This is a genomic window from Rhodococcus sp. 1168 (genome assembly GCF_002091955.1).
Taxonomy (GTDB): domain Bacteria; phylum Actinomycetota; class Actinomycetes; order Mycobacteriales; family Mycobacteriaceae; genus Rhodococcoides.
The window spans coordinates 101,633-127,412 of record NZ_MKKY01000091.1 but is presented as its reverse complement, the minus strand read 5'-3'; the positions used below and the strand labels follow the sequence as shown (position 1 = coordinate 127,412).

Annotated in this window: 21 protein-coding genes and 1 pseudogene; 9 read left to right on the top strand and 13 right to left on the bottom strand. The window is 63.9% G+C overall.

Annotated features, from left to right (window positions below; all coding sequences use genetic code 11):
• Positions 1–2: 2 nt before the first annotated feature.
• The 4 genes from glgX to msrB form a co-directional block, all read right to left on the bottom strand.
• Positions 3–2,279, bottom strand: coding sequence for a glycogen debranching protein GlgX (gene glgX, locus BJI47_RS21365; RefSeq protein WP_088945601.1), 2,277 nt, complete (start codon positions 2,277–2,279; stop codon positions 3–5).
• A 33-nt stretch (positions 2,280–2,312) separates the two neighbouring features.
• On the bottom strand, positions 2,313–4,433 hold the full coding sequence (locus BJI47_RS21360) for an acyltransferase family protein (RefSeq protein ID WP_088945600.1): 2,121 nt from the start codon (positions 4,431–4,433) through the stop codon (positions 2,313–2,315).
• A 226-nt stretch (positions 4,434–4,659) separates the two neighbouring features.
• On the bottom strand, positions 4,660–5,178 hold the full coding sequence (gene msrA / locus BJI47_RS21355; RefSeq protein ID WP_088945599.1) for a peptide-methionine (S)-S-oxide reductase MsrA: 519 nt from the start codon (positions 5,176–5,178) through the stop codon (positions 4,660–4,662).
• On the bottom strand, positions 5,175–5,654 hold the full coding sequence (gene msrB / locus BJI47_RS21350) for a peptide-methionine (R)-S-oxide reductase MsrB (protein ID WP_088945598.1): 480 nt from the start codon (positions 5,652–5,654) through the stop codon (positions 5,175–5,177). Before msrB ends, msrA begins: the two co-directional genes overlap by 4 nt.
• A 173-nt stretch (positions 5,655–5,827) precedes the next feature.
• Here msrB and secA2 point away from each other — a divergent pair, with 173 nt between their 5' ends.
• Positions 5,828–8,137, top strand: coding sequence for an accessory Sec system translocase SecA2 (secA2, locus tag BJI47_RS21345; RefSeq protein WP_088945597.1), 2,310 nt, complete (start codon positions 5,828–5,830; stop codon positions 8,135–8,137).
• On the opposite strand, the gene BJI47_RS21340 is transcribed toward secA2, so the two are convergent.
• Positions 8,134–8,721 carry a TetR/AcrR family transcriptional regulator C-terminal domain-containing protein gene (locus BJI47_RS21340; protein ID WP_088945596.1) on the bottom strand — a complete coding sequence of 196 codons (588 nt, stop codon included), beginning with the start codon at positions 8,719–8,721 and terminating at the stop codon, positions 8,134–8,136. The genes secA2 and BJI47_RS21340 overlap by 4 nt on opposite strands.
• Before the next feature lie 114 nt (positions 8,722–8,835).
• Here BJI47_RS21340 and bioB point away from each other — a divergent pair, with 114 nt between their 5' ends.
• Genes bioB through BJI47_RS21325 form a run of 3 tightly spaced genes read left to right on the top strand, consistent with a single transcriptional unit; the run spans position 8,836 to position 10,725 of the window.
• On the top strand, positions 8,836–9,849 hold the full coding sequence (gene bioB / locus BJI47_RS21335) for a biotin synthase BioB (RefSeq protein ID WP_088945880.1): 1,014 nt from the start codon (positions 8,836–8,838) through the stop codon (positions 9,847–9,849).
• 9 nt (positions 9,850–9,858) lie between these two features.
• Positions 9,859–10,074: a hypothetical protein gene (locus tag BJI47_RS21330; RefSeq protein ID WP_088945595.1), complete on the top strand. Its 216-nt coding sequence runs from the start codon at positions 9,859–9,861 to the stop codon at positions 10,072–10,074.
• Positions 10,075–10,092: 18 nt separating this feature from the next.
• Positions 10,093–10,725, top strand: a complete 633-nt coding sequence (locus BJI47_RS21325; protein ID WP_088945879.1) for a DUF2567 domain-containing protein — start codon at positions 10,093–10,095, stop codon at positions 10,723–10,725.
• Here BJI47_RS21325 and BJI47_RS21320 read toward each other — a convergent pair.
• Positions 10,708–11,403, bottom strand: a complete 696-nt coding sequence (locus tag BJI47_RS21320; protein ID WP_088945878.1) for an NUDIX domain-containing protein — start codon at positions 11,401–11,403, stop codon at positions 10,708–10,710. The two genes, BJI47_RS21325 and BJI47_RS21320, sit on opposite strands and share 18 nt — an antisense overlap.
• A 163-nt stretch (positions 11,404–11,566) precedes the next feature.
• Here BJI47_RS21320 and nadA point away from each other — a divergent pair, with 163 nt between their 5' ends.
• From nadA to BJI47_RS21300, 4 genes are read left to right on the top strand one after another with little or no spacing between them, the layout of a single operon-like run.
• Positions 11,567–12,601, top strand: a complete 1,035-nt coding sequence (nadA, locus tag BJI47_RS21315) for a quinolinate synthase NadA (protein WP_088945877.1) — start codon at positions 11,567–11,569, stop codon at positions 12,599–12,601.
• Entirely contained in the window at positions 12,598–14,232 is a 1,635-nt protein-coding gene (locus BJI47_RS21310) for an L-aspartate oxidase (protein WP_254900730.1), read from the top strand. The genes nadA and BJI47_RS21310 overlap by 4 nt, the downstream gene beginning before the upstream one ends.
• Before the next feature lie 2 nt (positions 14,233–14,234).
• Positions 14,235–15,101, top strand: a complete 867-nt coding sequence (gene nadC, locus BJI47_RS21305) for a carboxylating nicotinate-nucleotide diphosphorylase (RefSeq protein WP_088945594.1) — start codon at positions 14,235–14,237, stop codon at positions 15,099–15,101.
• Between the two features lie 12 nt (positions 15,102–15,113).
• Positions 15,114–15,485 (top strand): RNA-binding S4 domain-containing protein, encoded by a 372-nt coding sequence (locus BJI47_RS21300; RefSeq protein ID WP_084346750.1) that lies wholly within the window; start codon positions 15,114–15,116, stop codon positions 15,483–15,485.
• Between the two features lie 420 nt (positions 15,486–15,905).
• On the opposite strand, the gene BJI47_RS21295 is transcribed toward BJI47_RS21300, so the two are convergent.
• Positions 15,906–17,474 (bottom strand): ABC transporter substrate-binding protein, encoded by a 1,569-nt coding sequence (locus tag BJI47_RS21295; RefSeq protein WP_254900729.1) that lies wholly within the window; start codon positions 17,472–17,474, stop codon positions 15,906–15,908.
• 328 nt (positions 17,475–17,802) lie between these two features.
• Between BJI47_RS21295 and BJI47_RS21290 the strand changes: the two genes are divergently transcribed.
• Positions 17,803–18,882: an SDR family NAD(P)-dependent oxidoreductase gene (locus BJI47_RS21290; protein WP_368655914.1), complete on the top strand. Its 1,080-nt coding sequence runs from the start codon at positions 17,803–17,805 to the stop codon at positions 18,880–18,882.
• Here BJI47_RS21290 and BJI47_RS21285 read toward each other — a convergent pair.
• The 6 genes and pseudogenes from BJI47_RS21285 to BJI47_RS21260 all read right to left on the bottom strand — a co-directional run.
• Positions 18,783–19,463: pseudogene (locus BJI47_RS21285) on the bottom strand (SDR family NAD(P)-dependent oxidoreductase); the annotation flags it as partial. The gene BJI47_RS21290 and the pseudogene BJI47_RS21285 sit on opposite strands and share 100 nt — an antisense overlap.
• Positions 19,460–20,374: an NAD(P)-dependent oxidoreductase gene (locus tag BJI47_RS21280; protein WP_088945591.1), complete on the bottom strand. Its 915-nt coding sequence runs from the start codon at positions 20,372–20,374 to the stop codon at positions 19,460–19,462. The gene BJI47_RS21280 and the pseudogene BJI47_RS21285, both read right to left, overlap by 4 nt.
• 114 nt (positions 20,375–20,488) lie before the next feature.
• A complete protein-coding gene (locus BJI47_RS21275) occupies positions 20,489–22,180 on the bottom strand; it encodes an AMP-binding protein (protein ID WP_088945590.1) in 1,692 nt (563 codons plus the stop codon).
• Positions 22,181–22,262: 82 nt separating this feature from the next.
• The gene (locus BJI47_RS21270; protein ID WP_088945589.1) at positions 22,263–23,189 is read right to left on the bottom strand and encodes an SDR family NAD(P)-dependent oxidoreductase; all 927 of its coding nucleotides are present in this window, start codon (positions 23,187–23,189) and stop codon (positions 22,263–22,265) included.
• A 246-nt stretch (positions 23,190–23,435) separates the two neighbouring features.
• Positions 23,436–24,563 (bottom strand): acyl-CoA dehydrogenase family protein, encoded by a 1,128-nt coding sequence (locus tag BJI47_RS21265; protein ID WP_088945588.1) that lies wholly within the window; start codon positions 24,561–24,563, stop codon positions 23,436–23,438.
• A 2-nt stretch (positions 24,564–24,565) separates the two neighbouring features.
• Positions 24,566–25,780, bottom strand: a complete 1,215-nt coding sequence (locus BJI47_RS21260; RefSeq protein WP_088945587.1) for an acyl-CoA dehydrogenase family protein — start codon at positions 25,778–25,780, stop codon at positions 24,566–24,568.

Below are 25,780 nucleotides of genomic sequence, written 5' to 3'. Positions count from 1 at the left end.
GGTCAGTCCGTCTTTCGTAGAACGAGGAGCGACCGGGCGGCCACCTTGACCGGTGTACCCGCTTCTATGACATTCTCACTCACCCCGGTCGGCGTGGCAGTGTCGAGTGCGACGGTCCATTCCTTCGCGTAGTTCCCATCGGGTGTGACGAACTCGATGCTCTCGTGATGGGCGTTGAAGCACATCAGGAACGAGTCGTCGACGACTCGTTCGCCGCGCTGATTCGGTTCGGGGATGCCGTCGCCGTTGAGGAACACCGTCAGGCTCTTGCCGAAGCCGCTGTCCCAGTCCTCCGGCGTCATCTCCTCGCCCGAAGGCGTCAGCCACGCGATGTCGCGGGCCTGTTCGCCGCTACGAATCGGGCGACCCTCGAAGAATCGGCGGCGGCGAAACACCGGATGGTCGTTGCGCAGCGCGATGGCGTTGCGGGTGAACTCGATGAGATCGGCATTGGTCTCGGCGAGCGACCAGTCCATCCATGCCAGCTCCGAGTCCTGGCAGTAGACATTGTTGTTGCCCTGCTGCGTTCGGCCGAGTTCGTCGCCGTGCGCAATCATCGGCGTGCCCTGACTGAGCAACAGCGTAGCCATGATGTTGCGGACCTGGCGACTGCGAAGTTCGAGAACCTCGGGGTCGTCGGTCGGGCCTTCGACGCCGCAATTCCACGAACGGTTGTGGCTCTCACCGTCGTTGTTGCCCTCGCCGTTGGCCTCGTTGTGTTTGTCGTTGTAGGACACGAGGTCGTTGAGCGTGAAGCCGTCGTGCGCGATGACGAAGTTGATGCTTGCGCCTGGGCGGCGTCCTGTCGCCTCGTAGAGGTCCGAGGATCCGGTCAGTCGCGATGCGAACTCACCGAGGGTGGCGGGTTCGCCGCGCCAGTAGTCGCGCACGGTGTCGCGGTACTTGCCGTTCCACTCGGTCCACAAGCCCGGGAAGTTTCCGACCTGATAGCCGCCTTCGCCGATATCCCATGGCTCGGCGATCAGTTTGACCTGACTGACAACCGGATCCTGTTGCACCAGATCGAAGAACGCGCTCAGACGGTCCACGTCGTGGAGTTCACGAGCCAGCGTCGACGCGAGGTCGAATCGGAAACCGTCGACGTGCATCTCGGTGACCCAGTAGCGCAGCGAATCCATGATGAGCTGCAGGGTGTGTGGATGCCGGGCGTTGAGGCTGTTGCCGGTGCCGGTGTAGTCCATGTAGTGCTCTTCGTCGCCGTCGACCAAACGGTAGTACGCGGCGTTGTCGATGCCGCGAAAGCTGATGGTCGGGCCCATGTGGTTGCCCTCGGCGGTGTGGTTGTAGACCACGTCGAGAATAACTTCGATGCCGGCAGCATGGAACGCCCGAACCATCGCCTTGAACTCCGTCACCGCGCCGCCGGCGGTGGGATTGGACGAGTAGTCGGCATGTGGTGCAAGGAATCCGAAGGTGTTGTAGCCCCAGTAGTTTCGTAGGCCCTGATCGAGCAAGGTTTGGTCCTGCATGAATTGGTGGACCGGCATCAATTCGATCGCGGTGATACCGAGGTTCAGCAGGTGGTCGATGATCGCCGGGTGCGCCAGCCCCGCATACGTGCCGCGAAGTGACTCCGGGATGTCGGGGTGTGCCACCGTCATACCTTTGACGTGGGCTTCGTAGATGACCGTCTCGTGGTACGGCCGCTTGGGCGCCCTGTCGGACTGCCAGTCGAAGAACGGGTTGATCACCACGCTCGTCATGGTGTGACCGAGGGAGTCGTATTGAGGGAAGTCCTCGCGCGGAGAATCGTCGTGCGCGATCGGCTCCTCCTCGATTACTTCGCCGTCCGGATCGTCGAGATCGGTCTCGTCTTCGAAGGCTGTGCCGGCGCTCTGTGCCACCGGTTCCGCGGGAATTTCCGCAGCGGGTTCGGGGACGTCGAGGCTGTAGGAGAACAAGGAGCGGTCACCGTCGAAGTCGCCTTCGAAGGCTTTCCCATACGGGTCGAGAAGTAGTTTGCTCGGATCGCACCGGTGCCCGTTGCTCGGCTCCCACGGTCCATGAACGCGGAATCCATACTTCTGCCCGGGTACCACCGAGGGCAGATACCCGTGCCAGACGTAGCCGTCGGACTCCTCGAAACGGACTCGAGTTTCGGTGCCGTCGTCGGCGATCAGGCATAGATCGACAGCGTCGGCGACCTCGGAGAAGAGTGCGAAGTTGGTACCCGCACCGTCGTAGGTTGCTCCCAGTGGATAGGCGGAGCCCGGCCAGACTGCGATCTCGAGTGTTTCGGTGGGAGCGTCCTCAGGCATGGGCCAACCTTACTGTGGCCCGGTGCAACCGGCTCACCACCAACCGGTCGCCGACGCAATCTGCCGACTCAACTCGGGGGTCAGAGTGCGAACGTATGTTGCGGTGAGGTGATGCTCGTCGCGATAGACGAGGACGTTCCCCTGGATCACTCGGCAGACCGGACCGTCGCACAATGCGTCGGAAAGGTCGAGTAGATGTACGGCTGGGTACCCGAACGACGCGGCCAGCGCCGGGTCGAGTGGCGACAAAGCGGTCTGGCGGTGCACTCCGCAGGAGGTAGCAGTGCCACCTTCGGCCAAACAGTCGGCCGCTCGGTACGCAACGCCGTCGCGATCGAGCCATGGATTGTCGCGGACGCCGAGAACCGGGACTCCGTGCTCGGCCAACTGGGCCCACACCTGGGCGTACGAATCCGGGGTGATGTCGCCGGGGCCGTCGGGGCGTGGACGCGTCGAGTTGGTGAAGACGTAGTCGGGTTTGTTTCGCTCGATCTCGCCGAGAACGGCGTCGGTCCAGTCGAGACAACCGGGGTATTCGCTGTCGCCGAGCATCGGCATACTTCCGACGGTGAGTGGACAGCCCATCTTCAGATAGGTGACTACGCGAAACCCCTTCTCGCGTCCCAGTTGGTCGAGGGCGGTAATCCAGTGTTCGGCGTGCGAACCCCCGGCAAGGGCTATCGTCCGTTCGGAATCTTTGTTCCCGTACTCGCAACTGATGACATCACGGGTATCGAAGTCCGCGATGCATCCCTCGACCGTCGTGATGGGAAGGTCCGCGGGAGCGGAGAACAAAGCGGGTACTACTTCGGCGTCCTCTGCGAGTGCGCCGTCGGTGAGAACGAGTGCGCCCGGATGCGTCGATGCGTCGACCACCTCGCCGGCTTGCAGGTCAGCGACGGAGCGATCGATGTAGTAGTTCCAACCGACCGAACCACAGACCACAACCGCTGCCGTCGCTGTTGCCACGACGGTGATCAAAACCTTGGGAATCGACGTGTTCGGCGCTTGCAACGGCTTCTCGACCAACCGAACTGTTGCCATTGCGAGAAGTACCGACAAGCCGACGACGACAAATCCCAGAGTCGGACCGGCGGACGGCTCGCCGGTCAAGAACAGTGCGAAGATCAGGATCGGCCAGTGCCACAGGTACAGAGGGAAGGCAATCGAGCCCAACCACACTCCGAACCGTGTGCTCATCAGCTGCGCGACGACGGTATCCGGGCCGGCGAGAATCAGCGCGACGGTCGCCGAGACGGGCAGCAGCGCCCACGGGCCGGGGAACTCCCGGACGCCGTCGAGAACGAACCCGCACAAGGCGATGGCCGTCAGTCCGGCGACGGCGAGCAGCGTGCGCGCCGACCGACCGACCCACGACTGCCCGTCCCGCCATCGGTGTGCAGGGCGGTCGCGGGCTTGGCAGGCCGCGAACAATGCTGCAATTGCCGCTCCGACCAGGATCTCCCACAAGCGTGCTCCGGTGTCGTAGTAGTTCCACGACTGCATTTCGCTGGTGCCATCGGCGGCGTAGACGAAGGACAGGAGCGCGGCACCTGCGAACAACACGAGATAGAGACCGGCAGGCGGGCTCATCGGCTGCCCGCCCGTGGATCGCCGGACGATCCAAGCGAGTCCGAAGACGACGGCGATCGCGAGCAAATAGAACTGGAACTGCACGGCTACCGACCAAAGATGTTGAACCGGGCTGACACTCTGGTCGGCTGCCAGATAGTCCTGTGCCGTCCACGCAAGTTCCCAGTTCGTGTAGAAGAACACTGCAGACACCAGCTGATCGCCTACGTCGGCCCATCGCGTGCGTGGCAGAAGCGTCAGGGTGGCAAATGCGACTGCAGCAAGAACGACCATCAGTGGGGGTCCGAGCCTGCGCAAAATTCGCCGAACCCGCGTGATCGGATCGATACTTCCGCCGGACTGCGCGGTGCGAATGAGTGAGGCAGTGAAGAAGAAGCCGCTCAACGTGAGGAAGACGTCGACGCCGCCGGAAACCCGTCCCATCCAGATGTGGAAGACGACGACGAGGGCGATGGCGATCCCACGGAGCCCGTTGAGATCGACTCGTACGGTCGAGGTCGGGCGCGGTGGGGCCGTCGCCTCGTTCTCGTCGCCGGCGAGAAATTGGGGCTGGACATGCATAGGAAGTTGAATGCTCCGACTTTTCGGCTCTACCAGGTCATTGTTCGTTGTCCTCGTTCGTCTGTGAGGCGCTCATCGAGACGTAGTGTCCGTCTGTTGGCGCCCACGATACTGGTCGACCCCTTCAGAGGAGCAATCGGCGGACCATCACCGGAAGTCGACGGTGCGTCCAAACGTGTTGTGCCCCGAGCTCGAGCTCGGGGCACAACACGTGAAGATCTGCTCGTCAGCTGGTGGCGGCTTCGCGGTGAGGAAGCTTCCAGCCGGGCCGAACGAAGTGACACGTGTAGCCACTCGGATAGTTCTGCAGGTAGTCCTGGTGCTCGGGCTCTGCCTCCCAGAACGGTCCGGCCGGCTCCACTTCGGTGACGACCTTGCCCGGCCACAGACCCGACGCATCTACATCGGCGATCGTGTCGAGGGCGACGCGTTTCTGCTCCTCGCTCGTGTAGTAAATAGCCGAGCGGTAGCTGACACCGACGTCGTTGCCCTGACGGTTCTTCGTGGAAGGGTCGTGGATCTGAAAGAAGAACTCCAGGATGTCGCGGTAGGAGATCTGCTCCGGATCGAAGACGATTTCCACGGATTCGGCGTGGGTTCCGTGATTGCGGTAGGTCGCGTTGGCGACGTCACCTCCGGAGTATCCGACGCGAGTCGAGGAAACGCCCGGCCGATGCCTGATCAGTTCTTGTGCTCCCCAGAAGCAGCCTCCGGCGAGGATGGCGGTCTCGGTAGATGTAGTCACTTCTGCGCTCCTTCGTCTGAACTGTCTTCGATGCTGTCGAACTGTGCGCGATAGTCACCGTAACCCTCGGCTTCGAGGCGATCGAGGGGGATGAACAGTAGCGCTGCCGAGTTCATGCAGTACCGCAAGCCGCCGTCGACCTTCGGACCATCCTTGAAAAGGTGTCCCAGGTGAGAGTCGCCCATCGCGGACCGTATTTCGGTGCGAACCATCAGGTGGCTGAAATCCCGCTTCGCAACCACATTCTGCGGCTCGACGGGCTTGGTGAAGCTGGGCCAACCGGAGTGAGATTCGAATTTGTCCGCCGATGAGAACAACGGCTCGCCCGTTACGACATCCACGTACAGACCGTCCTCGTGGTTATCCCAGTATTCGTTGTCGAAAGCTCGCTCGGTACCGTTCTTCTGAGTGACTCGGAACTGCTCGGGAGTCAACCGATCGATCGACTGCTCGTCCTTGCTGTACGAATGCGACATATGTCGTCCTTCCCGCGGTTCTCTTCGCTGAAGAACCCAAATGAGTCAACAACTGGGTCTTTGCATAATTCCCGTGTCCTTCGGTTCACCCGGTCGGGCCTGCCGCTTCAGTAGGCTGGGAGAAAGAAGTGCCGAGGCACCGTTGATTCTTCTTCGTAGGTAGGGATTGGTAGATGGCATTGGGTTCTGATCGACTCTGGCGAGTGCTCGGCCGTTCGGCGCAGAAGGGTCAAGCTCGCTCCAGAAGTCGGGTGGACCTGGCATCCGAACACGAGGACTGGGCGCGTGGTCTCACCGACTCCGAGCTCACCGCGGCTGCGACATCGCTTCGCGTCGACAGAAGCGAAGACCTCGATGTTCCGCGCTACCTGGCGCTCGTTCGTGAAGCGAGTGCTCGGGCCGTCGAGCTGCGGCCTTTCGACGTGCAGTTGCTCGCGGCCGTCCGGATGATGGCGGGCGACGTGGTCGAGATGGCAACAGGTGAGGGAAAGACGCTCGCGGGCGCGGTCGCGGCAGGCGGATATGTGCTCTCCGGCCGTCAAGTGCATGTCATTTCCATCAACGACTTTCTCGCCCGACGCGACGCCGCATGGATGGGGCCGCTGTACGCGATGTTGGGTTTGACGGTCGGGTCGGTCACCGAATCCTCGACGCCCGAGGAACGACGGAAGGCGTATGCCTGTGACGTCACGTACGCCTCGGTCAACGAAATCGGATTTGACGTTCTTCGTGACCATTTGGTCGACGACCTCGCCGATCTGGTAGCGCCCACTCCTGATGTCGCGCTGATAGACGAGGCCGACTCGGTACTCGTCGACGAAGCACTCGTTCCCTTGGTCCTTGCGGGGTCGGTACCGAAGGATGTGCCGGCGTCGAAGGTGTTCGAGGCAATTCGCGGCTTGGCGAAGAGCACCGACTTCGACACCGACGCCGACGGCCGAAACGTCTTTCTCACCGACGAGGGCGCTGCCCGGTTGGAGAAGGAACTCGGCGATATCGATCTGTACTCCGAGGAGCATGTCGGGACCACCTTGGTTGCGGTCAATGTCGCGCTGCACGCTCAGGTCCTTCTCCAGCGCGATGTGCATTACATCGTCCGGGACGAGAGGGTCCAATTGATCAATGCATCTCGTGGGCGCGTCGCGGAGCTGCAACGGTGGCCGGACGGTCTACAAGCAGCGGTGGAGACCAAGGAAGGACTGAAGCCGACGGAGACGGGCGAGATTCTCGACACGATCACTGTGCAGGCTCTGATCGGTAGATATCCGACGGTGTGCGGAATGACCGGTACTGCGCTCGCCGCCGGTGAACAACTCAAGAAGTTCTACGGGCTCGGTGTCTCGGTGATCTCGCCCAACCAGCCGAACATTCGAGTCGACGAGCCCGACCGTGTCTACGACACTGCCTCGAACAAGAACGCGGCGGTGGTGGCCTTCGTGAAGGAGGCCCACGAGCGAGAACAACCGATTCTGATCGGCACTCACGACGTTGCCGAATCCGAGGACCTGGCCGAGCAACTGCAGCAGCAGGGAGTTCCGGTCGTCGTGTTGAACGCGAAGAACGACGCCGAGGAAGCCGGCGTCATCGCGGCTGCCGGCGTGATCGGAGCCGTCACAGTGTCGACTCAGATTGCCGGACGAGGAACCGATATCAAGCTCGGTGGGCCCGGTTCCGACACGAAAGCCGCCAAGGGCCGAGTAGCCGAGCTCGGCGGGCTGCTCGTGGTCGGAACCGGTCGGCACACGACCGAAAGACTCGACAATCAACTGCGTGGCCGCGCCGGCCGCCAGGGTGATCCAGGGAGGTCGGTGTTCTTCTCCAGCTGGGAGGACGACGTCGTGACGGCCAATATCGGACCCAAGGAACAGCCCAGGAAACACGACGACACCGGGTTGATCACTTCGGCAGGTGTTGCCGGAAAGATCGACCATGCGCAGCGGATAGCCGAGGGCACGATGCTCGAAGTGCATTCGCGCACATGGCGGTACAACCAGCTCACCGCTGCGCACCGTGACATCCTCGACCGCAGACGTATGACACTGCTCGCCGGCGCGGAAGCGTTGGAGCTTCTCACTTCCGCTGCACCGAAACGTGCTTCGGAGCTCCGCGCCGAGGTATCGGAGGACACACTGGTCGTCGCGGCCCGTCGAATTGTGCTGTTTCATCTCGATCGGGCGTGGTCGGACTATCTGGCACACCTCGCCGATGTGCGCGAGAGCATCCACCTGCGCGCACTCGGTCGCGAGAATCCATTGGACGAATATCACCGCATCGCTGTCGAGGCGTTCAAGACCGTCTCGGACAAGGCGATGGAACAAGCTCAGGTGACGTTCGAGACGGCCGAGATCACATCCGAGGGAATCGATCTCGACAATGCGGGTCTGCAGCGTCCGACGTCGACCTGGACGTACATGGTGCACGACAACCCGTTCGCCTCGAGTGCGGGCAACAGTTCCGGGCTGGGTGCCGTCTTTGGCGTCTAGAGCCGCACCGAGGCACCCAGATTGTGCCGGACTCCGTCGATGAACAGCCCCAGGCCGAAATCGAATCTGCTTGTCGAATCAGGACTTTCGAACAGCGGAGACGCTTCTTCGGTGAGGGCGCCGACGGAGTCCATTTGCATGCGTGACTGCTCGTCGACAGTCTGGCCCAGCACGTAATACAGCAGCGTGTCCGCAGTGAGCTCGGCGTCGCTGCGGCTCGAACCTGCTCGGATACAGACCGCGGCGATGCGCTCGCGTACCCGGTTGGTGGTCAGTCGCGATGCGTAGGTTGCGGCAACCAGTTCGGCGCCGTCGCGGCGTGAGAGCAGTGCATCGCGTAAGCGATGGGCCAGTTCGCGGACCTGCTCATCCCATCCGGATCGAGTCGGGGGTGCGTCGACATCAGTGAGAAGGTGGTCGGCGATCGCGCCGAGAAGAGTCTGCTTGTTGGGGAAGTGCCAATACAGCGCACCAGGTTGAACGTGCAGAGACGTTGCCAACCGCCGCATCGTCAGATCGCCGAGGCCGTATTCGTCGAGGATCGATATCGCGCCGTCGAGGACGTCCGCTCTCCGCAGTTGCACTCGGCACTCCTGTTCTTCGGTTCGGCTTTGACAGTATCCGACCGCCAGCTTAACCTGAACACCGTTCAACTTGAACGGTGTTCAATTATGCCCGTGCGACCGAAGGAGCAGTTCGTGACCCAGATATCTGTGCAGTCCGACATTGTCGACAGAGCGCGTACGCAAGTGCTCGAAAACGGTGAAGGGCTGACGCAGAGCCAGGTGCTCGAGATCCTTCGGCTGCCGGAGGAACGGTTGGAGGAAGCGCTGGCGCTGGCGCACGAGGTGAGAATGGCCTGGTGTGGTCCCGAGGTGGAGGTCGAAGGAATCATCAGTCTCAAGACCGGTGGCTGCCCCGAGGATTGCCATTTCTGCTCGCAATCAGGCCTGTTCGAGTCGCCGGTTCGCGCTGCACGCCTCGACATTCCCTCCCTGGTGGAGGCTGCCAAACAGACGGCCAAGTCCGGAGCCACCGAATTCTGCATCGTCGCTGCCGTTCGTGGTCCGGATGAGCGACTGCTCGCCCAGGTGGCGGCAGGCATCGAGGCGATTCGCAACGAAGTCGACATCGACATCGCGTGCTCGCTCGGGATGTTGACCCAAGAGCAGGTCGATCAGCTTGCCTCCATGGGAGTTCATCGCTACAACCACAATCTCGAAACTGCCCGCTCGTACTTTCCAAAGGTCGTCACCACCCACACGTGGGAAGAGCGTTGGGGCACATTGGAAATGGTGCGAGCGGCAGGAATGGAGGTGTGCTGCGGAGGGATTCTCGGGATGGGGGAGTCGCTGGAGCAGCGAGCGGAGTTCACCGCGGATCTGGCTGCCCTGCAACCGGACGAGGTGCCACTGAACTTCCTCAATCCGCGACCGGGAACTCCGTTCGGAAATCTCGACGTACTCCCACCGTCCGAGGCGCTCCTGGCTGTTGCGGCATTCAGACTGGCACTGCCGCGGACGATTCTGCGATTCGCCGGTGGGCGCGAGATCACCTTGGGTGACCTCGGCGCACAAAAGGGCATTCTCGGCGGCATCAATGCCGTGATCGTCGGCAACTACCTGACCACTCTGGGACGGCCCGCGGAGGAAGATCTGGACCTCCTCGGTGAGCTTCGGATGCCGATCAAAGCCTTGAACTCGACCATCTAAGGTGGAGGTGTGACTACCGATCAGCGCTACAGCCTGCACACGGGAAAGCCTCTGGTCCCCGGTGTGGACGAGACCGTCACCGAGGCGGCTCGGCTCGGTCTGGAACCCCCACGGTTCTGCGCCGAGTGTGGTCGGCGCATGGTCGTGCAGATACGTCCAGACGGATGGACCTCGAAGTGCTCGCGTCACGGATCGAACGACTCCGCGGCCTCGGGAAGGCGATAGGGGCCAGTGGAATCGACGATGGAATCGGACCGCGCCACCTTCGACGGGGACGCGGCACCGATACCTCGGTTCCGGATCTTGGCAATAACCGTCGCCGTTGCTGTCGGGGTCGGCGTTCTCGCAGGCGCGTGCTGGGCACTTCTGGCCCCGGCGGAACATCTCGTCGTTCTCGCACCCGGACGGGGTGCGCCGTTGACCGGCGAGAGCCTGCACCGATTCGATTCGGTCGCCATCTTCTTGTGCATCACCCTCGTCGCAGGTGTACTTCTCCCGGTCGGATTCTGGACGTGGACCGAGCGCCGCGGCCCGGTAATGGCCCTGGGGTTGGTGCTCGGTTCCTTCCTGGGGTCGGCAACGACGCTCGGCCTCGGGGTGTGGATCTCCGGAATCCTGCATACCCGACCGGACGATCCCGCCGTCGGATCCGTCGTAGCGCGGGCTGTGGGCGTGGAATCCCCGCTCGTGCTGATCGTGCAGGCTCTGGCGACCTCGTTCGTCGTACTACTCCTTGCCGCCATGAACCCGCACGACAATCTTCGATTCACGCTGGACGACGAGGAGCCGGAGCCCAGAGCGAATTCTGTCGCCGAGGACAGGGTCCCGGGTCCACTATGGAACGACGAACCTTCTGACCTAACTGGGCGGGCGTAAAGCGGCGAACTCGTCGGTGACGCGCAAGGAAGCGTCGGCGAACCGGTAGAGGGCGGGTGGACGACCACCTGCCTTGCCCGACGGCGAGGTCTTGCCCGTCGCCTCCAGGACTTTTCGACGCCCGAGCACGCGCTGCAGATTCGTCGCATCCACCTGGTAGTCGAGAGCAGCGGCGTATATCTCACGCAACGTGGACATGGCGAATTCGACTGGCGCAAGCGCGAATGCGATGTTGGTATAGGAGAGTTTCGCTACCAATCGGGTTCGTGCGTGGCGAACGACGGTCCGGTGGTCGAAGGACATCTCGGGAAGCCGCGCGACCGGATGCCACTCGGTGTCTTCCGGCAGTTTCGGGTCCGTGGAGATCGGGACCAGGCCCAGGAACGTCGAGGCGATCCGTCGGTCTCCGGGCACCCGATCGGGGTCGCTGAAGATGGACAGTTGTTCGAGGTGGGCGACTTTTCGGACGTCGACCTTCTCGGCGAGCTGGCGACGTGCGGAGGAGGGGAGGTCCTCGTCGGATTCGAGGACACCGCCGGGCAGCGACCACGAGCCCAACTCCGGCTCGAGTGCACGCTGCCAGAGCAGGACTCCGAGTTCGGGGCTCTGGCCTGCGGTGAAGGTCCGAACCTGGAACACCGCGATGAGTACTTCATGGACGGTGCTACGATGAATCATGTTTTCGATCATAAGTCGAAAACCCCATCATAGGAAATCCGGACCTTTCGGGCCGGATGATCGGCGAAGGAGTTCCGCCATGGCGAGCAGTGCAACCGGCTACGAGACCAGTGGTTCCACGGCCACTGCTGCGACGGTCAGTGCGTCGACAATGAGCGGCTCCATGCAGCTGGAGTCGAGCTGGGCTGGAGTGTCCGACATCGTCGACGGACCGGGAGGATACGGCGGCGTGGAGCCGACGCAGGAGTGGGCGGCTGAGATCAAACGGCTTGCGCGCCTGCGGGGAGCCACCATTCTGGCTCACAACTACCAGGTTCCTGCCATCCAGGACATCGCCGATCACGTCGGAGATTCGCTGGCACTTTCGCGTCTGGCCGCGGAAGTTCCGGAAGATGAGATCGTCTTCTGCGGTGTGCACTTCATGGCAGAGACTGCCAAAATTCTGAGCCCGAACAAGACCGTCCTCATTCCGGATCAGCGTGCCGGCTGCTCGCTTGCGGATTCCATCACCGCCGAGCAACTGCGCGAGTGGAAGTCCGACTACCCGAACGCCGTAGTCGTGTCCTACGTCAACACGACCGCAGAGATCAAAGCACTGACCGATATCTGCTGCACCTCCTCCAATGCCGTCGAGGTCGTCGAGTCGATCGACCCGAGCCGCGAAGTTCTGTTCTTGCCGGACCAGTTCCTCGGTGCGCATGTCAAGCGGATCACCGGTCGAGAGAATCTCCACATCTGGGCAGGTGAATGCCATGTCCATGCCGGCATCAACGGTGACGAACTCGCCGAGAAGTCTCGAATGCATCCCGATGCCGAATTGTACGTCCACCCCGAATGCGGTTGTGCCACATCGGCTCTCTACTTGGCAGGCGAAGGTTTCGTCACGCCGGACAAGGTCAAGATTCTTTCCACCGGTGGGATGCTCGACGCCGCACGCACCACCAGCGCCAAGCAGGTACTCGTTGCAACCGAGATCGGTATGCTGCATCAACTGCGGCGCGCAGCGCCGGACGTCGACTTTCAGGCAGTCAACGATCGAGCATCGTGCGGTTACATGAAGATGATCACCCCGGCTGCATTGCTGCGCTGCCTCGTCGAAGGCAAAGACGAAGTGCATGTGGATCCCGAGACCGCACGCATCGCGAGTAAGTCGGTGCAACGGATGATCGAGATCGGTAACCCCGGCGGCGGCGAGTGACACTGTCCTTCGGGGGGAGGACGACACCGGTATCGATCACGTGGGAGGCTTCGGCAGATCTCGTGGTGATCGGCGGTGGCGTCGCGGGCCTCAGTGCAGCAATAGCGGCCGGCCAGCGGGGACTGCGGGTCATCACCGTGAGCAAGGGCGGTTCGGCGGACACGGCAACGCAGTACGCCCAGGGCGGGATCGCAGTCCCTGGCTCGGGCGCCTCCGGTGATTCCATCGACGATCACGTTGCCGACACTTGCGTGGCCGGAGCAGGCTTGTGCGACGAGCCTTCGGTTCGTTCCATCGTCTCCGGGGGTCCCGAAGCAGTCGCGGCGTTGGAAGCATTGGGTGCGGTCTTCGACCGAGGCGCCGACGGCGCGGTGGCGCGGACACTCGAAGGCGGACACTCGAGAAGTCGGATCATTCATGCGGGAGGCGATGCGACCGGCGCTGAAGTGCAACGGGCACTTGATGTCTCGGGGCAAGCTGTTTTGTTCGGCACCGCTGCCGTGTCCGTGCTCACTGCGCGAGGCGAGGTCAGCGGACTGCTCGCATCCTCTGCCGAGGGAATGGGCGTGATCCATTGCCCTGCCGTACTGGTGGCCACTGGTGGTGTGGGCCAGTTGTACTCGTGCAGTACCAACCCGCCGGGCTCGACTGCCGACGGTATTGCGCTCGCGCTCAATGCTGGTGCGGAAGTGTCGGATCTGGAATTCGTACAGTTCCACCCGACGGTGCTGTTCGCTCCAGGTTCGGAGGGGCGACGACCATTGGTCAGTGAAGCTGTACGCGGCGAGGGCGGGCACCTTGTCGATCTCGACGGGATCCGGTTCATGGACGGTGTCCATCCGCTCGGGGACCTGGCTCCACGCGATGTGGTGTCGCGAGCTATCGCCGAACGACTGCGTATCACCGGGACCGACCATGTCTTGCTCGACGCACGCGCGATCCCCGGGTTTTCCAGACGGTTTCCTACCGTCACCGCCTCGTGCCTTGCAGCCGGAATCGATCCCGCCGAGCACCTGATTCCTGTCGCCCCCGCGGCGCACTACTCCTGCGGTGGCATCGTCACCGATGTATGGGGTCGCACCACTGTCCCAGGTCTTCTCGCTGCCGGCGAGGTGGCACGAACAGGCCTGCACGGCGCAAACCGATTGGCGTCGAACAGTCTTCTCGAAGGACTGGTCGTCGGGAGACGTGCTGGAATTGCAGCCCTGGAACGACAAGGCAGCCCCCGCGTCGATGCCGAACCCACCCTGCCGTCGATGCGCACAGTGCCGCGGCGAGAACTACAAGTTCTGATGACCGAGCACGTGGGAGTGGTCCGCGACGAAAGCGGCCTGGACCACACGGCGTCGATGCTGGGCTCGGCTGTGGACCTGGCGTGGCCGGACACCACACGCTCGCCCGATGCAGTCGCCTCGATCGAGGATGCAGCACTGACGATGACCGCATCGGCAGTGGTGAAGGCGGCAGCTGCGCGACCCGAAAGTCGTGGGTGCCATACCCGTAGAGACCATCCAGCACCTTCGGACGCACTGCGGCACAGCACGCGAATTCGACAGGCCGAGGACGGTTCACTCGAATTCGTGTTGTCTTCCAACAAGATACGGCCACCGGCCATGACAGGAGTGAGTTGACAGTGAGTGCACTGACCGAACAGGGACTCGACCCACACGAGGTGCGTGCACTCATCCGAACCGCCCTCGACGAGGACCTGCGCTACGGGCCGGACGTGACCACCATCGCAACGGTCCCCGCCAACGCCATCGCGTCGGCATCCGTAGTTGCCCGACAGGCCGGGACTGTGGCCGGGATCGACGTAGGGCTGCTCGTCCTGGACGAGGTCATCGGTGAAGGGGCATACCAGCTCGTCGATCGAGTTGCAGACGGAACCGAAGTCGAAGCCGGACAGTCGGTTCTGAGCCTGACAGCGCCGACGCGTTCCCTGTTGACAGCGGAACGGACGATGCTCAATTTGATGTGCCATCTGTCCGGCATCGCAACCACCACCGCGGCATGGGTTGCCGAGGTCGCCGACAGTGACGCGAAGATCCGCGACAGCCGCAAGACCTTGCCCGGTCTTCGTGCCCTGCAGAAATACGCCGTCCGCGCCGGGGGAGGAGTGAACCACCGGATGGGCCTCGGTGACGCTGCGCTGATCAAGGACAACCATGTGGCCGCTGCGGGCTCGATCGTCGCCGCTTTGCGGGCGGTTCGCGCTGCCGCGCCCGATATCGACTGCGAAGTCGAGGTCGACAGCCTCGAGCAGTTGGACGCAGTACTCGCCGAGGGCGTCGAATTGGTTCTGCTCGACAACTTCGCGCTGTGGCAGACCCAGATGGCGGTCCAGCGACGTGTGAAACTCTCACCACACACCAAGCTCGAGTCCTCGGGTGGACTCACCTTGGATGTGGCGCACGACTACGCGAAGACCGGTGTCGATTTCCTTGCGGTCGGGGGTCTCACGCATTCGGTGACGGTTCTCGACCTCGGGCTCGACATGTAGGTTGTGTTGTCGATGGTCGAAACACAGAGTGTGCGGGTCGACAGCTGGGTCTGGGCTGTCCGGCTGTTCAAGACGCGGTCGGCTGCTGCGGCAGCCTGCCGATCCGGTCATGTCCGCGTCAACGGCACCCCGGCCAAGGCCGGGCAACGTATCGGTCCTGACGACGAGATCCGCCTGCGCGTCGACGGTGCGGAGAAGATTGTCGTGGTCACGCGAGCAATCGCCAAACGTGTCGGTGCCGGTGTCGTGGCCGAATGCATGATCGATCGCAGCCCACCGCCACCGCCAAAGGAAGTTCTCGCCTCGCAGCCGCGGCGAGACCGCGGTGCAGGCCGGCCCACCAAACGCGAGAGACGCGACCTCGACAAGCTCCGAGGTATGTGAGTTCTGGGACATTTCGACACCATGTGGTTGTCGACGAAACGGCACCAGAACGTGGAGGCCCGGGCACAGGACGTCCCCAACGTTCGAAGCCAATCTGCGTGGCATGTCGATCCCACGTCGGACTTGCACGACGTGTGGGAATGACGGCCCGTACACGGGCCGCGCCCTGGATATGACCGCCGGGGCAGTTCGGATGGCGCTGACCAATCTGCGGTCGGAGTTTATCGCCGGGGTAAGCGAACACCTTATTTATCGAGTGAACCCCCAAGCTCTTTCGAGAGCAAGGGGGTTCACTTGGCAAATATGGTGCGCGGACAGCGCGGCAGCGGCCTATACACCTAGCCGACTAGTCCACAGGTGCCAACGGGACTGCCCCGGGTCCACCCGACTCAATCGACCGAAGGGCAGTCCCTGGTGCCCCTACTCGATCCAGGCCTGATCGAGCAACATGATGGCGTCGAGTGACGGGACCACACCGTAGACGTTGTCGGTCCATGGCACGAAACTGACACCCGCCGCAAGTGGCAGGAACGGGGCCGTGGAATTGACCTCCGTCTGCAGTTCGGCCAACGCTGCGCGCTTCGCATCGTCGTCCTTCGCTGTCTGGACATCACTGAGGATTTTGTCCATCGTCGGGTCGTTGACTCCGATGATGTTGTTGCTCGACGTGCTGTTCAAAGCGCTGTACAGACGCGTGAATGGGGCTGGGTCAGCGATGCTGTACGAGCCGGTGGCAATATCGAAGTCTTTGTCGACGTAAAGGCGCTTGACGACATCGGTGACCGATGCTCCGTATTCGATGCTCACCTCGATACCGACAGGCTGCAACATCGCCTGGATGGCAAGAGCGGTGGCCTGTCCGGACTGCGTCTGGGTCGTGAAGTACGTGATCTTCCCGTCGAAGCCGTCTGCCTTGGCCTCGTCGACGAGTGCTTTCGCCTTGTCGGTATCGAGCGGCACAGGGGCAATGTCGTAGTGCCACTTGGACCAGGACTGGAACATCTCGGTGCCGGGCATGCCCTCACCGTTCTTGGCGCGCGTGTCGACGACGGTGGGGTCGATGGTCATTTGCATCGCTTTGCGCACCCGTACGTCGGCACCGGGACGGCCCTCGCGCTGGTTGATCTGCACAACGGAGTTGCCGAGGCTGACGGTCTCGAGGTACCCGGGCAGGGTGGCCTTGGCAGTGTTCACGGCGGCGTCGTTGATGAGGAACGCCATCTGGATCCCCCCGCTGTTGAGGGCGTCGATCTTGGGTTGATCATCCTTGATGGCTACGAACTTGAGGGTGTCCAAGTGCGGTTTGCCGTTCCAGTAGTCCTCGCGGGCTTGAAGCACCAGGTCGGCACCGGGGGTGAGGCTCTCCATCGTGTAGGCGCCGGCACCGATCGGCTTGAACGTGCCGTCTGGCTGATCCGAGCTGGGGGCGACGACCATGCCGTGGCCGAAGGCGAGCATGGAGGGGAACTCGGTCCACGGCTGGTTCATCGTGTAGGTCACGGTGGAGGCGTCGGTGGCCTCGACGGACTTCACGCCGGCGGTGAACGCCTGGCTGTTGCCGCCGCGATTGGTGTTGAAGCGATTGGTGCTCGCGACTACGGCTTCTGCGTCGAGCGGGGTGCCGTCGCTGAACTTGACGTCGTCACGGAGCTTCAGGGTCCAGACCGTCGCATCGTCGTTCGCGTCGAGTGATTTCGCCAACTGCGGCTCGAAGCCTTCGGTGGTTGCGTCGTAGCGGACGAGTAGGTCGTAGACCGCTGCCATCTCGGTGCCGCCCGTGGAACCCGCAGGCTGGGTCTTGGCGGGATCGAGCGTGGAGACCGGTGAGTAGCCGGCGAAGCTCAGCGTGCCGCCCTCAACCGGATCGCCGCCCTTGCCTTGGTCGCCAACGACGCCGATGGACCCGGGCTTGGACTGGGTGTCGGTCGAACCAGAGCCATCGTTGTCGCCGTTACTCGTGCAGCCTACGAGTAACAGGCCGCTGGCCATCGTGGCGATGGCAATGGTGCCAAATCGTCGTTTGCCAGGAAATAGCATCGTGCTCCTCCAGCTTGTTTGGGGCAGTACATCACTGAGTTAAGTTGAGCAAGCGCTTGATTGACCCGCTTACCGATTTACATTACCAAGGAGAATGCGTTGCCGAGGGCTAAACGCAATCTACGAAGAGCATCTGCATTCAGGCACTCACACGGATCGATGACCGGCCACTCCAGTAAGAGTGGCGACGATCGAACACAGCTCATCTTCGACACTTCCGACGGCCACCGCAGTCAGTGGCTACGCGACCAATGGTCCACAACCAGCAATAGGACAAAGCATGCAGAACATCGATCTTTCGGGCCGCTCTGCCATCGTTACCGGGGCGGGGGCGGGTCTGGGCCGGGCCGAGGCGTTGGGCCTGGCAGCACTGGGCGCAGGCGTGGTGGTCAATGACGTCGGCCCAGCGGGTGAAGCAGTAGCGCGCGAGATCGAGGCATCGGGCGGTCGGGCCGTCGCTGTGCTCGGCGACGTCAGTGATTGGTCACTCGGAGAGCGACTCGTCGAGGCCGCGGTAACAAACTTCGGCAGCCTGGACATTGTTGTCAACAATGCTGGCATCACACGCGACTCGATGCTGTTCAACATGACCGAGGAGCAGTGGGACGACGTGATCGCCGTTCATTTGAAGGGACATGCGTCGGTTTCCCGTGCCGCGGCTGTGCACTGGCGATCAGCCTCGAAGGCGATCGGCGGACCGGTGTACGGCCGTGTGATCAACACGGCGTCGGAGGCGTTCCTCTTGGGCGGGGCCGGCCAAGCCAACTACGCTGCGGCCAAGGCCTGCATCGTTGCGCTGACGCTGTCGACCGCCCGTGGGTTATCGCGCTACGGGGTGACGGCGAACGCGATATGCCCGCGCGCTCGCACCGAGATGACGGCAGCAGTCTTCGGCGAGGGCGCCGAGCGAGGTGGTCTGGACATCATGGCCCCCGAGCGAGTCGCGACGTGTGTCTCGTTCCTCGCCGCCCCGGCCGCGGACAAGGTCAACGGCCAAGTCTTCATCGTCTACGGCGACATGGTCGCGCTCATGGCACCACCTGTCGTGCAGCAGAAGTTCATCGCCGCCAACGCGAGTTTCTCGGTGGCTGAATTGGCCTCCGGGGTTCAGCGGTTCAGCGGTTCAGGGATTCAGGGATTTAGGGGTCGATTGGTCCATGTCCCGTTCGGCCGCGCGAACCAGCCACCAGCGGCATCGCTGCCTCCGTCGACGTGCAGGGTGGTGCCGGTGACGTACCGGGACATCTCCGAGGCCAGAAACAGCGCCGGCCCCGCTACATCGTGCGGGGTACCCGGGCCGCCCAGAGGGGCCCACCGGGGCCAGCGGTGCCGATCCTCTTCGGCGACCAAACTCGTGTAGGGCACCTGCGGGGTTTCGATCAGGTCGGGTGCAATGTTGTTGACCCGGATGCCATGAGGGCCTACCTCCAACGCGAGGCTGCGGGTGAAGTGCCGCAGCGCTGCCTTGTAGGTGGCGTACACGGTGTGGCCGGGGATGCCGCGGTGGGCTTCGACTGTGGTCAGGTTGATGATGGACCCACCTCGTTCACGCTCGATCATGCCCGGCAGCACCGCGTGCGTAGCGCGCATGGCGTGGCCGAGATTGATCTCGCCGAGCTGGACCCACTCGCTGGGGTCGGCCTCGACGAAGGTGGTCGGGGGCCGCAGGAAGTGGCCGACGTTGTTGACCAGGATGTCCGGCTGATGCGCAGCGAGATCGAGCGCCACGGCCGGGTCGGTGGCGTCTGCGATGACGGCCGTGATGGCCGGCACCTCGCGGGCCAATGCGGCGGCCGCCACATCGTTGTCGACGACCACCACCGCAGCCCCGTGCGCGGCGAACAGCCGGCTGATTGCAGCCCCGATTCCTTGTGCCCCGCCGGTGACGATGGCCGACTTGCCGATGAGTAGCGGCCCGAGCAGCGCGTCGGTATCGGTCATGCCAGGCCGGCGCGGGTCTGGGCGACCATTTCTGCGATCGCGCGGGGCGCGTCGCCCTGGGTGTAGCCGAGCGCGGCCGTCTGCGCGGGGTCGGTCTGGTAGGAGATGACGTTGCCGCGGCCCTGCACGATGAACGCGTCGGGCAGCATTGGGTGCTTCTCGTCGCGCGCGACGAGCGTGATGGTGCTGCCCGCTGCGTCGAAAATCATCTGAAAGTACTCGCGGAAGGCGAGGTTCGCGTCGCCCAACAAGTACGCGGTGCCGGTCTCGGCGTTGCGCAGCGCACCCCCGACCGCCTCGGCGAGCGAGCGCACCGACATGTAGTTGGTGCCGCCCGAGGGGGTGAAGTTCGGGATCTCGGGCTTGTTGCCGTCAGCCCAGTCGAGGAATCGGCCGATGCGGGCCATCGAGGGGCCTGGGGTGACGCCGAGGATGTTGGGCGCGTTGAGGGTGGAGACGGTGAACTGGTCGTCGCCGAGGGCTCGAGCGCGCTCATCGGCCAGCGCGCGGGCGCGGACGTAGTCGTCGGTCTCGACTAGCTTCGGCAGGACCTGGTGGTAGTAGCTTCCGATTTGGACGAAGTTCGGGACGCCCGCCTCCTTGGCCAGCGCGGCGAACCGCGGCACGCCACCGATCTGCATCTTCTCCCAGAACTCGGCCCGGTCGGCGTCGGCGGGGATGTGCCGGATGTCGTTGCCCGCGGCGAAGACGATTCCCTCGAACGGGGCCAGGTCCGAGGTGTTGAAGCCTCCCTCGCTGTAGTCGCCGAGCAGGACGGGGAACTCGTTGGCGACCGTGCCCGGCGCCGGCTCAGTGCGGGCGGCCACTGTCACGTCGTCGCCCTGCTCGCGCAGGTGTGTGGCGGTGGCGGTGCCGATCATGCCGGTACCACCGATAATTAGAACCTTCATCAGTCTCCTTGGATTTTCAACGATTCGAGGCCACTGGGCGCCCAGTGCTGTTTGTCGGGTTCGCTTGTCGAGGCCGGAGTGGTCCGACAATGAACCCTCTGAACCAGGACTGTGTCAGTTCGTTGCTGGTGCGGCTTCGGGTAGGTGGGCAGGCAAGAGTCCGGCGCGGCCGTGGCTGAGGAAATCGGCCTCGATCGCTGCCCGCTGAACGTCATCGAGTTTGCCGTAGGAGCTGGTCTTGCCGACCCGGATATAGACGGGGTCGGGGGTGTTCCACGCGGCACTACGAAGCGGTGCCTTGTTGACCTTGCCGCTGCCGGTCAACGGGATCTGGTCGATCACCCGCACATAGGTGGGCCACCACTTGGCACCCATCTCCGGCTGCTCAGCGAGAAACGCTCCGAAGTCCGCGGCATCGAAATGCTCGCCCGCGGCCATCTCCACTGCGCACATCACTTGATCGCCCGTGCTGGGGTCGGGCACCGCGAATACGGGTGCCGCAGCAACGCCGGGGACGCGCTGGAGAACTCGCTCCACTGGTGCTGCGGAGAAGTTCTCGCTATCGACCCGTAGCCAATCCGAGGACCGTCCGGCGAAGTAGAAGTACCCCGCCGCGTCTCGGTAGCCCAGGTCGCCGGACCAGAAATCCTCGCCTCGGACGCGGTCGCTCATTGCCTCGGGGTTTTTGTAATAGCCCTCGAACGTATGAGCAAGGCCAACGGCGACCATCTGGCCTACCGCCCCGGGATTGGTGAGCCGGCCGCTCGTGTCGAACTCCGCTCGCGGGCACTCCTCCCCGGTCTGCTCATCGAGCACCCGGATGTCGAGGTCGCCTTGAGGGGTACCCAAAGAGTAGGCCGGGGAATCGGGGGTGCGACCAAGGCGGAACACTCCTTCGCTGAGACCGTAGCCCTCCATGACCTCGCAACCGAACCGCTCGGTGAAGCGTGCGACATCAGCTTCCGAGGCCTCGGTGCCGAAGGCAAGCTCGAGGGTGCCCGTCCGGTCGCGGGGATTCTCCGGTTGGCTGAGGACATAGGACAGTGCCCGACCGACGTAGTTGACGTAGGTCGCCCCGAAGCGGTGGATATCGTCGGCGAACCTGCTGGCGGAGAACTTTCTGGTCATGCCCACCGTCGCGCCGACTCGCATGGCGACGGCGAGGTTCATCATCACGGCGTTGCCGTGGAAAAGCGGCATGCACAAGTAGGTGACCGAATCCCTGCGCATCGACACCCGGTCGACGAGTACTTCGGCCAGCCGGCCCAGTCTGCCCTGTCCGACGATGACAGCTTTGGGTGCGCCGGTCGAGCCTGAACTGAACAGGAGCAGTGCCAGCTGATCCGCCGTCGTGATGGATTCGGGCAGGCCTGCGCCTCGGTACGGGGCCAGTGTCTGCAGGTAGGACGGCTGGTCCACGTTGAGGATGCGCTCCGGCGCGATGCCGTGGTCCGAGCCCTGGACCAGGTGCGCGAGCTTGTCCTCGGTGATGATGACGTCGACATCCGCATGCTTGATGTCATGGGCAAGTTCGGGCCCGCTGCGGCTGGCGTTGATGCCGACGACGGCCGCGCCGGCGAGCGGCCCCGCGGTGAGCCAGAAGACGAAGTCCGGCACGTTCTCCAGGAGCACGCCGATGTGGATTTGGCGGTCAGCCGGGGCGGGCGAGACGAGACCCACGAGGGCTGCTGCGCGGTCGGCGCCTTCCTGGACGACCTCGCGCCAGGTCCAGGACCGGTCCTCGAATCGGAGTCCGATCTTGTCATCCTCTGCGCGAGATCTGACGATCTCAGCGAATGTGTCCAACGTGCACTCTCCTTTACGGTTGTGGTGCCCGTCACGGTTATCGGGGGCCGGAGCGGGTAGGTGGTGTAACCGTGGTCCTGGCCTAGGCTTGATTCTGCAGAGTCTCCGGAACCGAGCCCGGGGGATCGAAGTTCAGGTACGGCAGCAAAAATGTCTCCTCATCGAGGTCCGACGGCTGCCATCCCTCGAGCAGGCCGGTCCCGTCGAGCGCCCGGACCGGTCGGCCGAATTCCTTTAGCAGCGGGAGGCTGTAGGCGACGCGGCCGGTGACCTGGTCCAGGTTCGAGCTGGCGAGCAACAGCGCAGCCTCGGCCATTGTGTCCTCGGGCTCCGACGGCCAGCCGGGCACCGCACCGGCCGCATGTTCGGTAGCGACGCCGCGGTTGGGTGCGAGCGAGCTCACCGCAATGCTGTCGTCGTAGAGCTCCATGGCAGAGCCGGTACTGATGCGATCCAGCATGGCCTTGGTGCCGCCGTAGAGCACGGAGCCGGCCAGCGGATGGAAGGCGAACGGCGGCCCGACGCGGGGGCCGGCCTGGCGCGAGGAGATGTTGACAATCCAGCCGGCGCCGCTCTCGCGCATGCCGGGGATCACGGCCTTCATGAGGTCCCAGGTGTTCCACAGGTTGGTCTCGACGGAGTCCTGGAACCACTCGCGGGACATGTCGGCGAACAGCGTGTCGTAGCGGCGGGCAGCGGCGACATTGTTGACCAGGGCGTCCACCCGACGGCCGAATCTTTCCTCGATCTCCGCGATCAGGGCGGCGCGGTCCAGCTCGGGGTTTCCGAGGTCGACGGCGAATGCCGCCGCGTTGCCGCCGTCGGCGGTGATCAGCTCCACCGTCTCTTCGAGTGAGCCCTGCAGCGCACCGTCATCGGCGCGCATGGTGCGGGAGACGGCGGCCACGGCGACGCCCTCGGCGGCGAAGCGCCGCGCGATCGCTCGCCCGATACCCCGGCTGGCACCGCTGATCAGTGCAAGGCCGGGTTTGTGATCCTGAGTTGGCACGAGTGCACACCTGTCTCTCGGGGGAATCTATCCTTCTGGAAGCTGTGACGGGGGCGCTGCGCCACATCGCGATAGGCCGGATACTCGTCATAGTGGTCGTGCGCGACGAATCGAAGACCGCAGTCGGCCACGGTGCGGGCCGGAACAACACCTTGTCGTCCCGCCGGCGCGACCAACAGGAAGTCCCCGGCCGGGGGAGACATCGTGGTGCGCGCAGCACGCAGGCCGCGAGGTTCTCATCCCTGCTCACTCGGGCGATCCGATCGATGCGCCCCTCTCGAGCACATCGCCCAGCTCGGCACCGATCGAACCGGCGCTGCCCAGCGTGAACGCGATCTGCCGACCCCACAGGAAGTAGCGGTGGATCGGATAGTCGACATCCGCGCCCATGCCGCCGTGCAAGTGCTGGGTGGCGTGGACCGCACGCAACCCGCCGCGGGACGCCCAGAACTTCGCGACGAGTGCGGCAGCCTCCGCCTGGTCTTCCTTGCCGATATCCATCAGCCACGCGGCGCGCTGCGAAGTGAGGCGGATGGACTCGGTGTCCAGGTGAGTATCAGCGGCCCGCACCGCGACAGCCTGGTTGGTCGACAGCGGGCGGCCGAACTGCACGCGCTCGGAGGTGTACGCAGCGGTCATCGCCAGCGCCTCCGAGCACACCCCGGTGGCGAGCGCGGCCAGCGCGACCCGCGCGCGACGCAGCGTCCAGGCCAGGATCTGGGCGCCGTCGCCAGGCAGCACATCGGCGGCCGTGACCGACACCCCGTCGAACCTCACGGCCGAGGTGCACTCGTAATTGGTCACCGACAGCGCAGTGCGAGTCAGCCCGTCAGCGTCGGTCCGCACGAGTACGACGATGACACTGTCGTCGGGCAGACGTGCAGGGACCAGCAACGCGTCCGCCACCTCGGCGGCAGGCACCGAGGAAACCTCGCCGTGCAAGCGCCAACCGTCTCCGTCGGTCTCGGCGCGCACGGGGAGGCGGCGGCCGTTTCCGTTCTCGAGGGTGGCGGTCACGATGCGTGAACCGTCCAGCAACCCGGGCAGCCAGGCCTGGGCCTGTTGCGTGCTGCCGAACTCGGCGATCGGCAGGGCACCGGTAGCCACCACCGACCACAGCGGCACCTGCGCGACGCGGCGGCCCTGTTGCTCGAGAACAGCGACGAGCCCCAGCATGCCCAAGCCCGCGCCGCCGGCCGATTCCGGGACCGCGATGCCGATCAGGTCCGCGTCGGCGAGGGTTTTCCACAGGTCGGCGTCGAAGCCGCCGGACTGCTCGATCTTGCGCAGCTGTTCGACATCCGAGCGGGCAGCGAAGATCTGCTCGGCCAGGCCGCGGACGGCGGAAAGGTCTTCGTTGAACTCGAACTCCATCTTTACTTCGCTCCCATTGTGGTTTTGGCCGCTTCGGGGCGGCGACGCGCAGACATGGTCATACCGAGGGTCTTGCCCGCGACGATCTCGCGCATGACCTCGTTGGTGCCACCGCCGAAGGTGTTGTTCTGCGCACGACGACCCAGAGCCTCCACGCGGCCATCGATGGCCGCGCCGGGAGTGCCGGGGCGCAACAGTCCTTTGGCGCCGAGCACCTCCTGCAGCATCCCGTAGGCCGCGACGACGGCCTCGGTACCGAAGACCTTCGCGGCCGCGGAGTCACCGCCGCCGAGGGTGTTGGCTGCGACGTCGGCGACGAGGCGCAGGTTCATCAGGTCGGCAGCGCTGAGCAGGGCATAGATCTCGGCCATTTTCTCGCGGACCCATGGCAGGTCATAGACGGTGCCGTCGTCGCACAGCTCGGCTTTGGCCCAATCGAGGACCTCGGCGAAGAGCTCGTTGGCGATGCCGCCGCGAGCAGCCAGGGCCACCCTTTCGTGGTTGAGCTGGTTGGTGATCAGCTTCCAGCCCTGGTTGAGCTCGCCGACGACATTGGCCAGCGGGACCCGCACGTCCTCGTAGTACGTCGCTGACGTACTGATGCCGCCGACAGTGTGAATCTCGGTGACCGAGAATCCGGGCGAGTTGGTGGGCACGAGGACCACGGAGATGCCTTGGTGTCGGGGTGCGTCGGGGTCGGTGCGCACGGCCAACCACACCCAGTCGGCGAACACGCCGGCGCTGGTGAAGATTTTGTTGCCGTTGATGACCAGCTCGTCGCCCTCGACCCGAGCGCGAGTCTCGAGCGCAGCGAGATCGGTGCCCGCGTTCGGCTCGGTGTAGCCGATCGCGAAGATCAGCTCGCCGGCGAGGATCGGACGCAGAAAGAAATCCTTCTGCGCCTGGGTGCCGTGCTTGATCAGTGCGGGGCCGACGGTGTTGAGGGTGACCAGCGAGAGCGGGGCATTTGCCCGAATGACCTCGTCGTAGAAGACGTAGAGGGCCTCGGGGTCCTCACCGCGTCCACCGAACTCTTCCGGCCAGCCGAGGCCGAGCCAGCCATCGGCACCCATTCTGCGCAGGATGCGGTCGAAGGTGGGTCCGCCTTCGGTCTGGGTGACCAGGGCGCGGCGGTCCTCTTCGTTGATGATGTTCGCGAAGTACGCGCGCAACTCTGCGCGCAGCGCCTTCGAGTTGTCGGACAAGTCCAGATACAT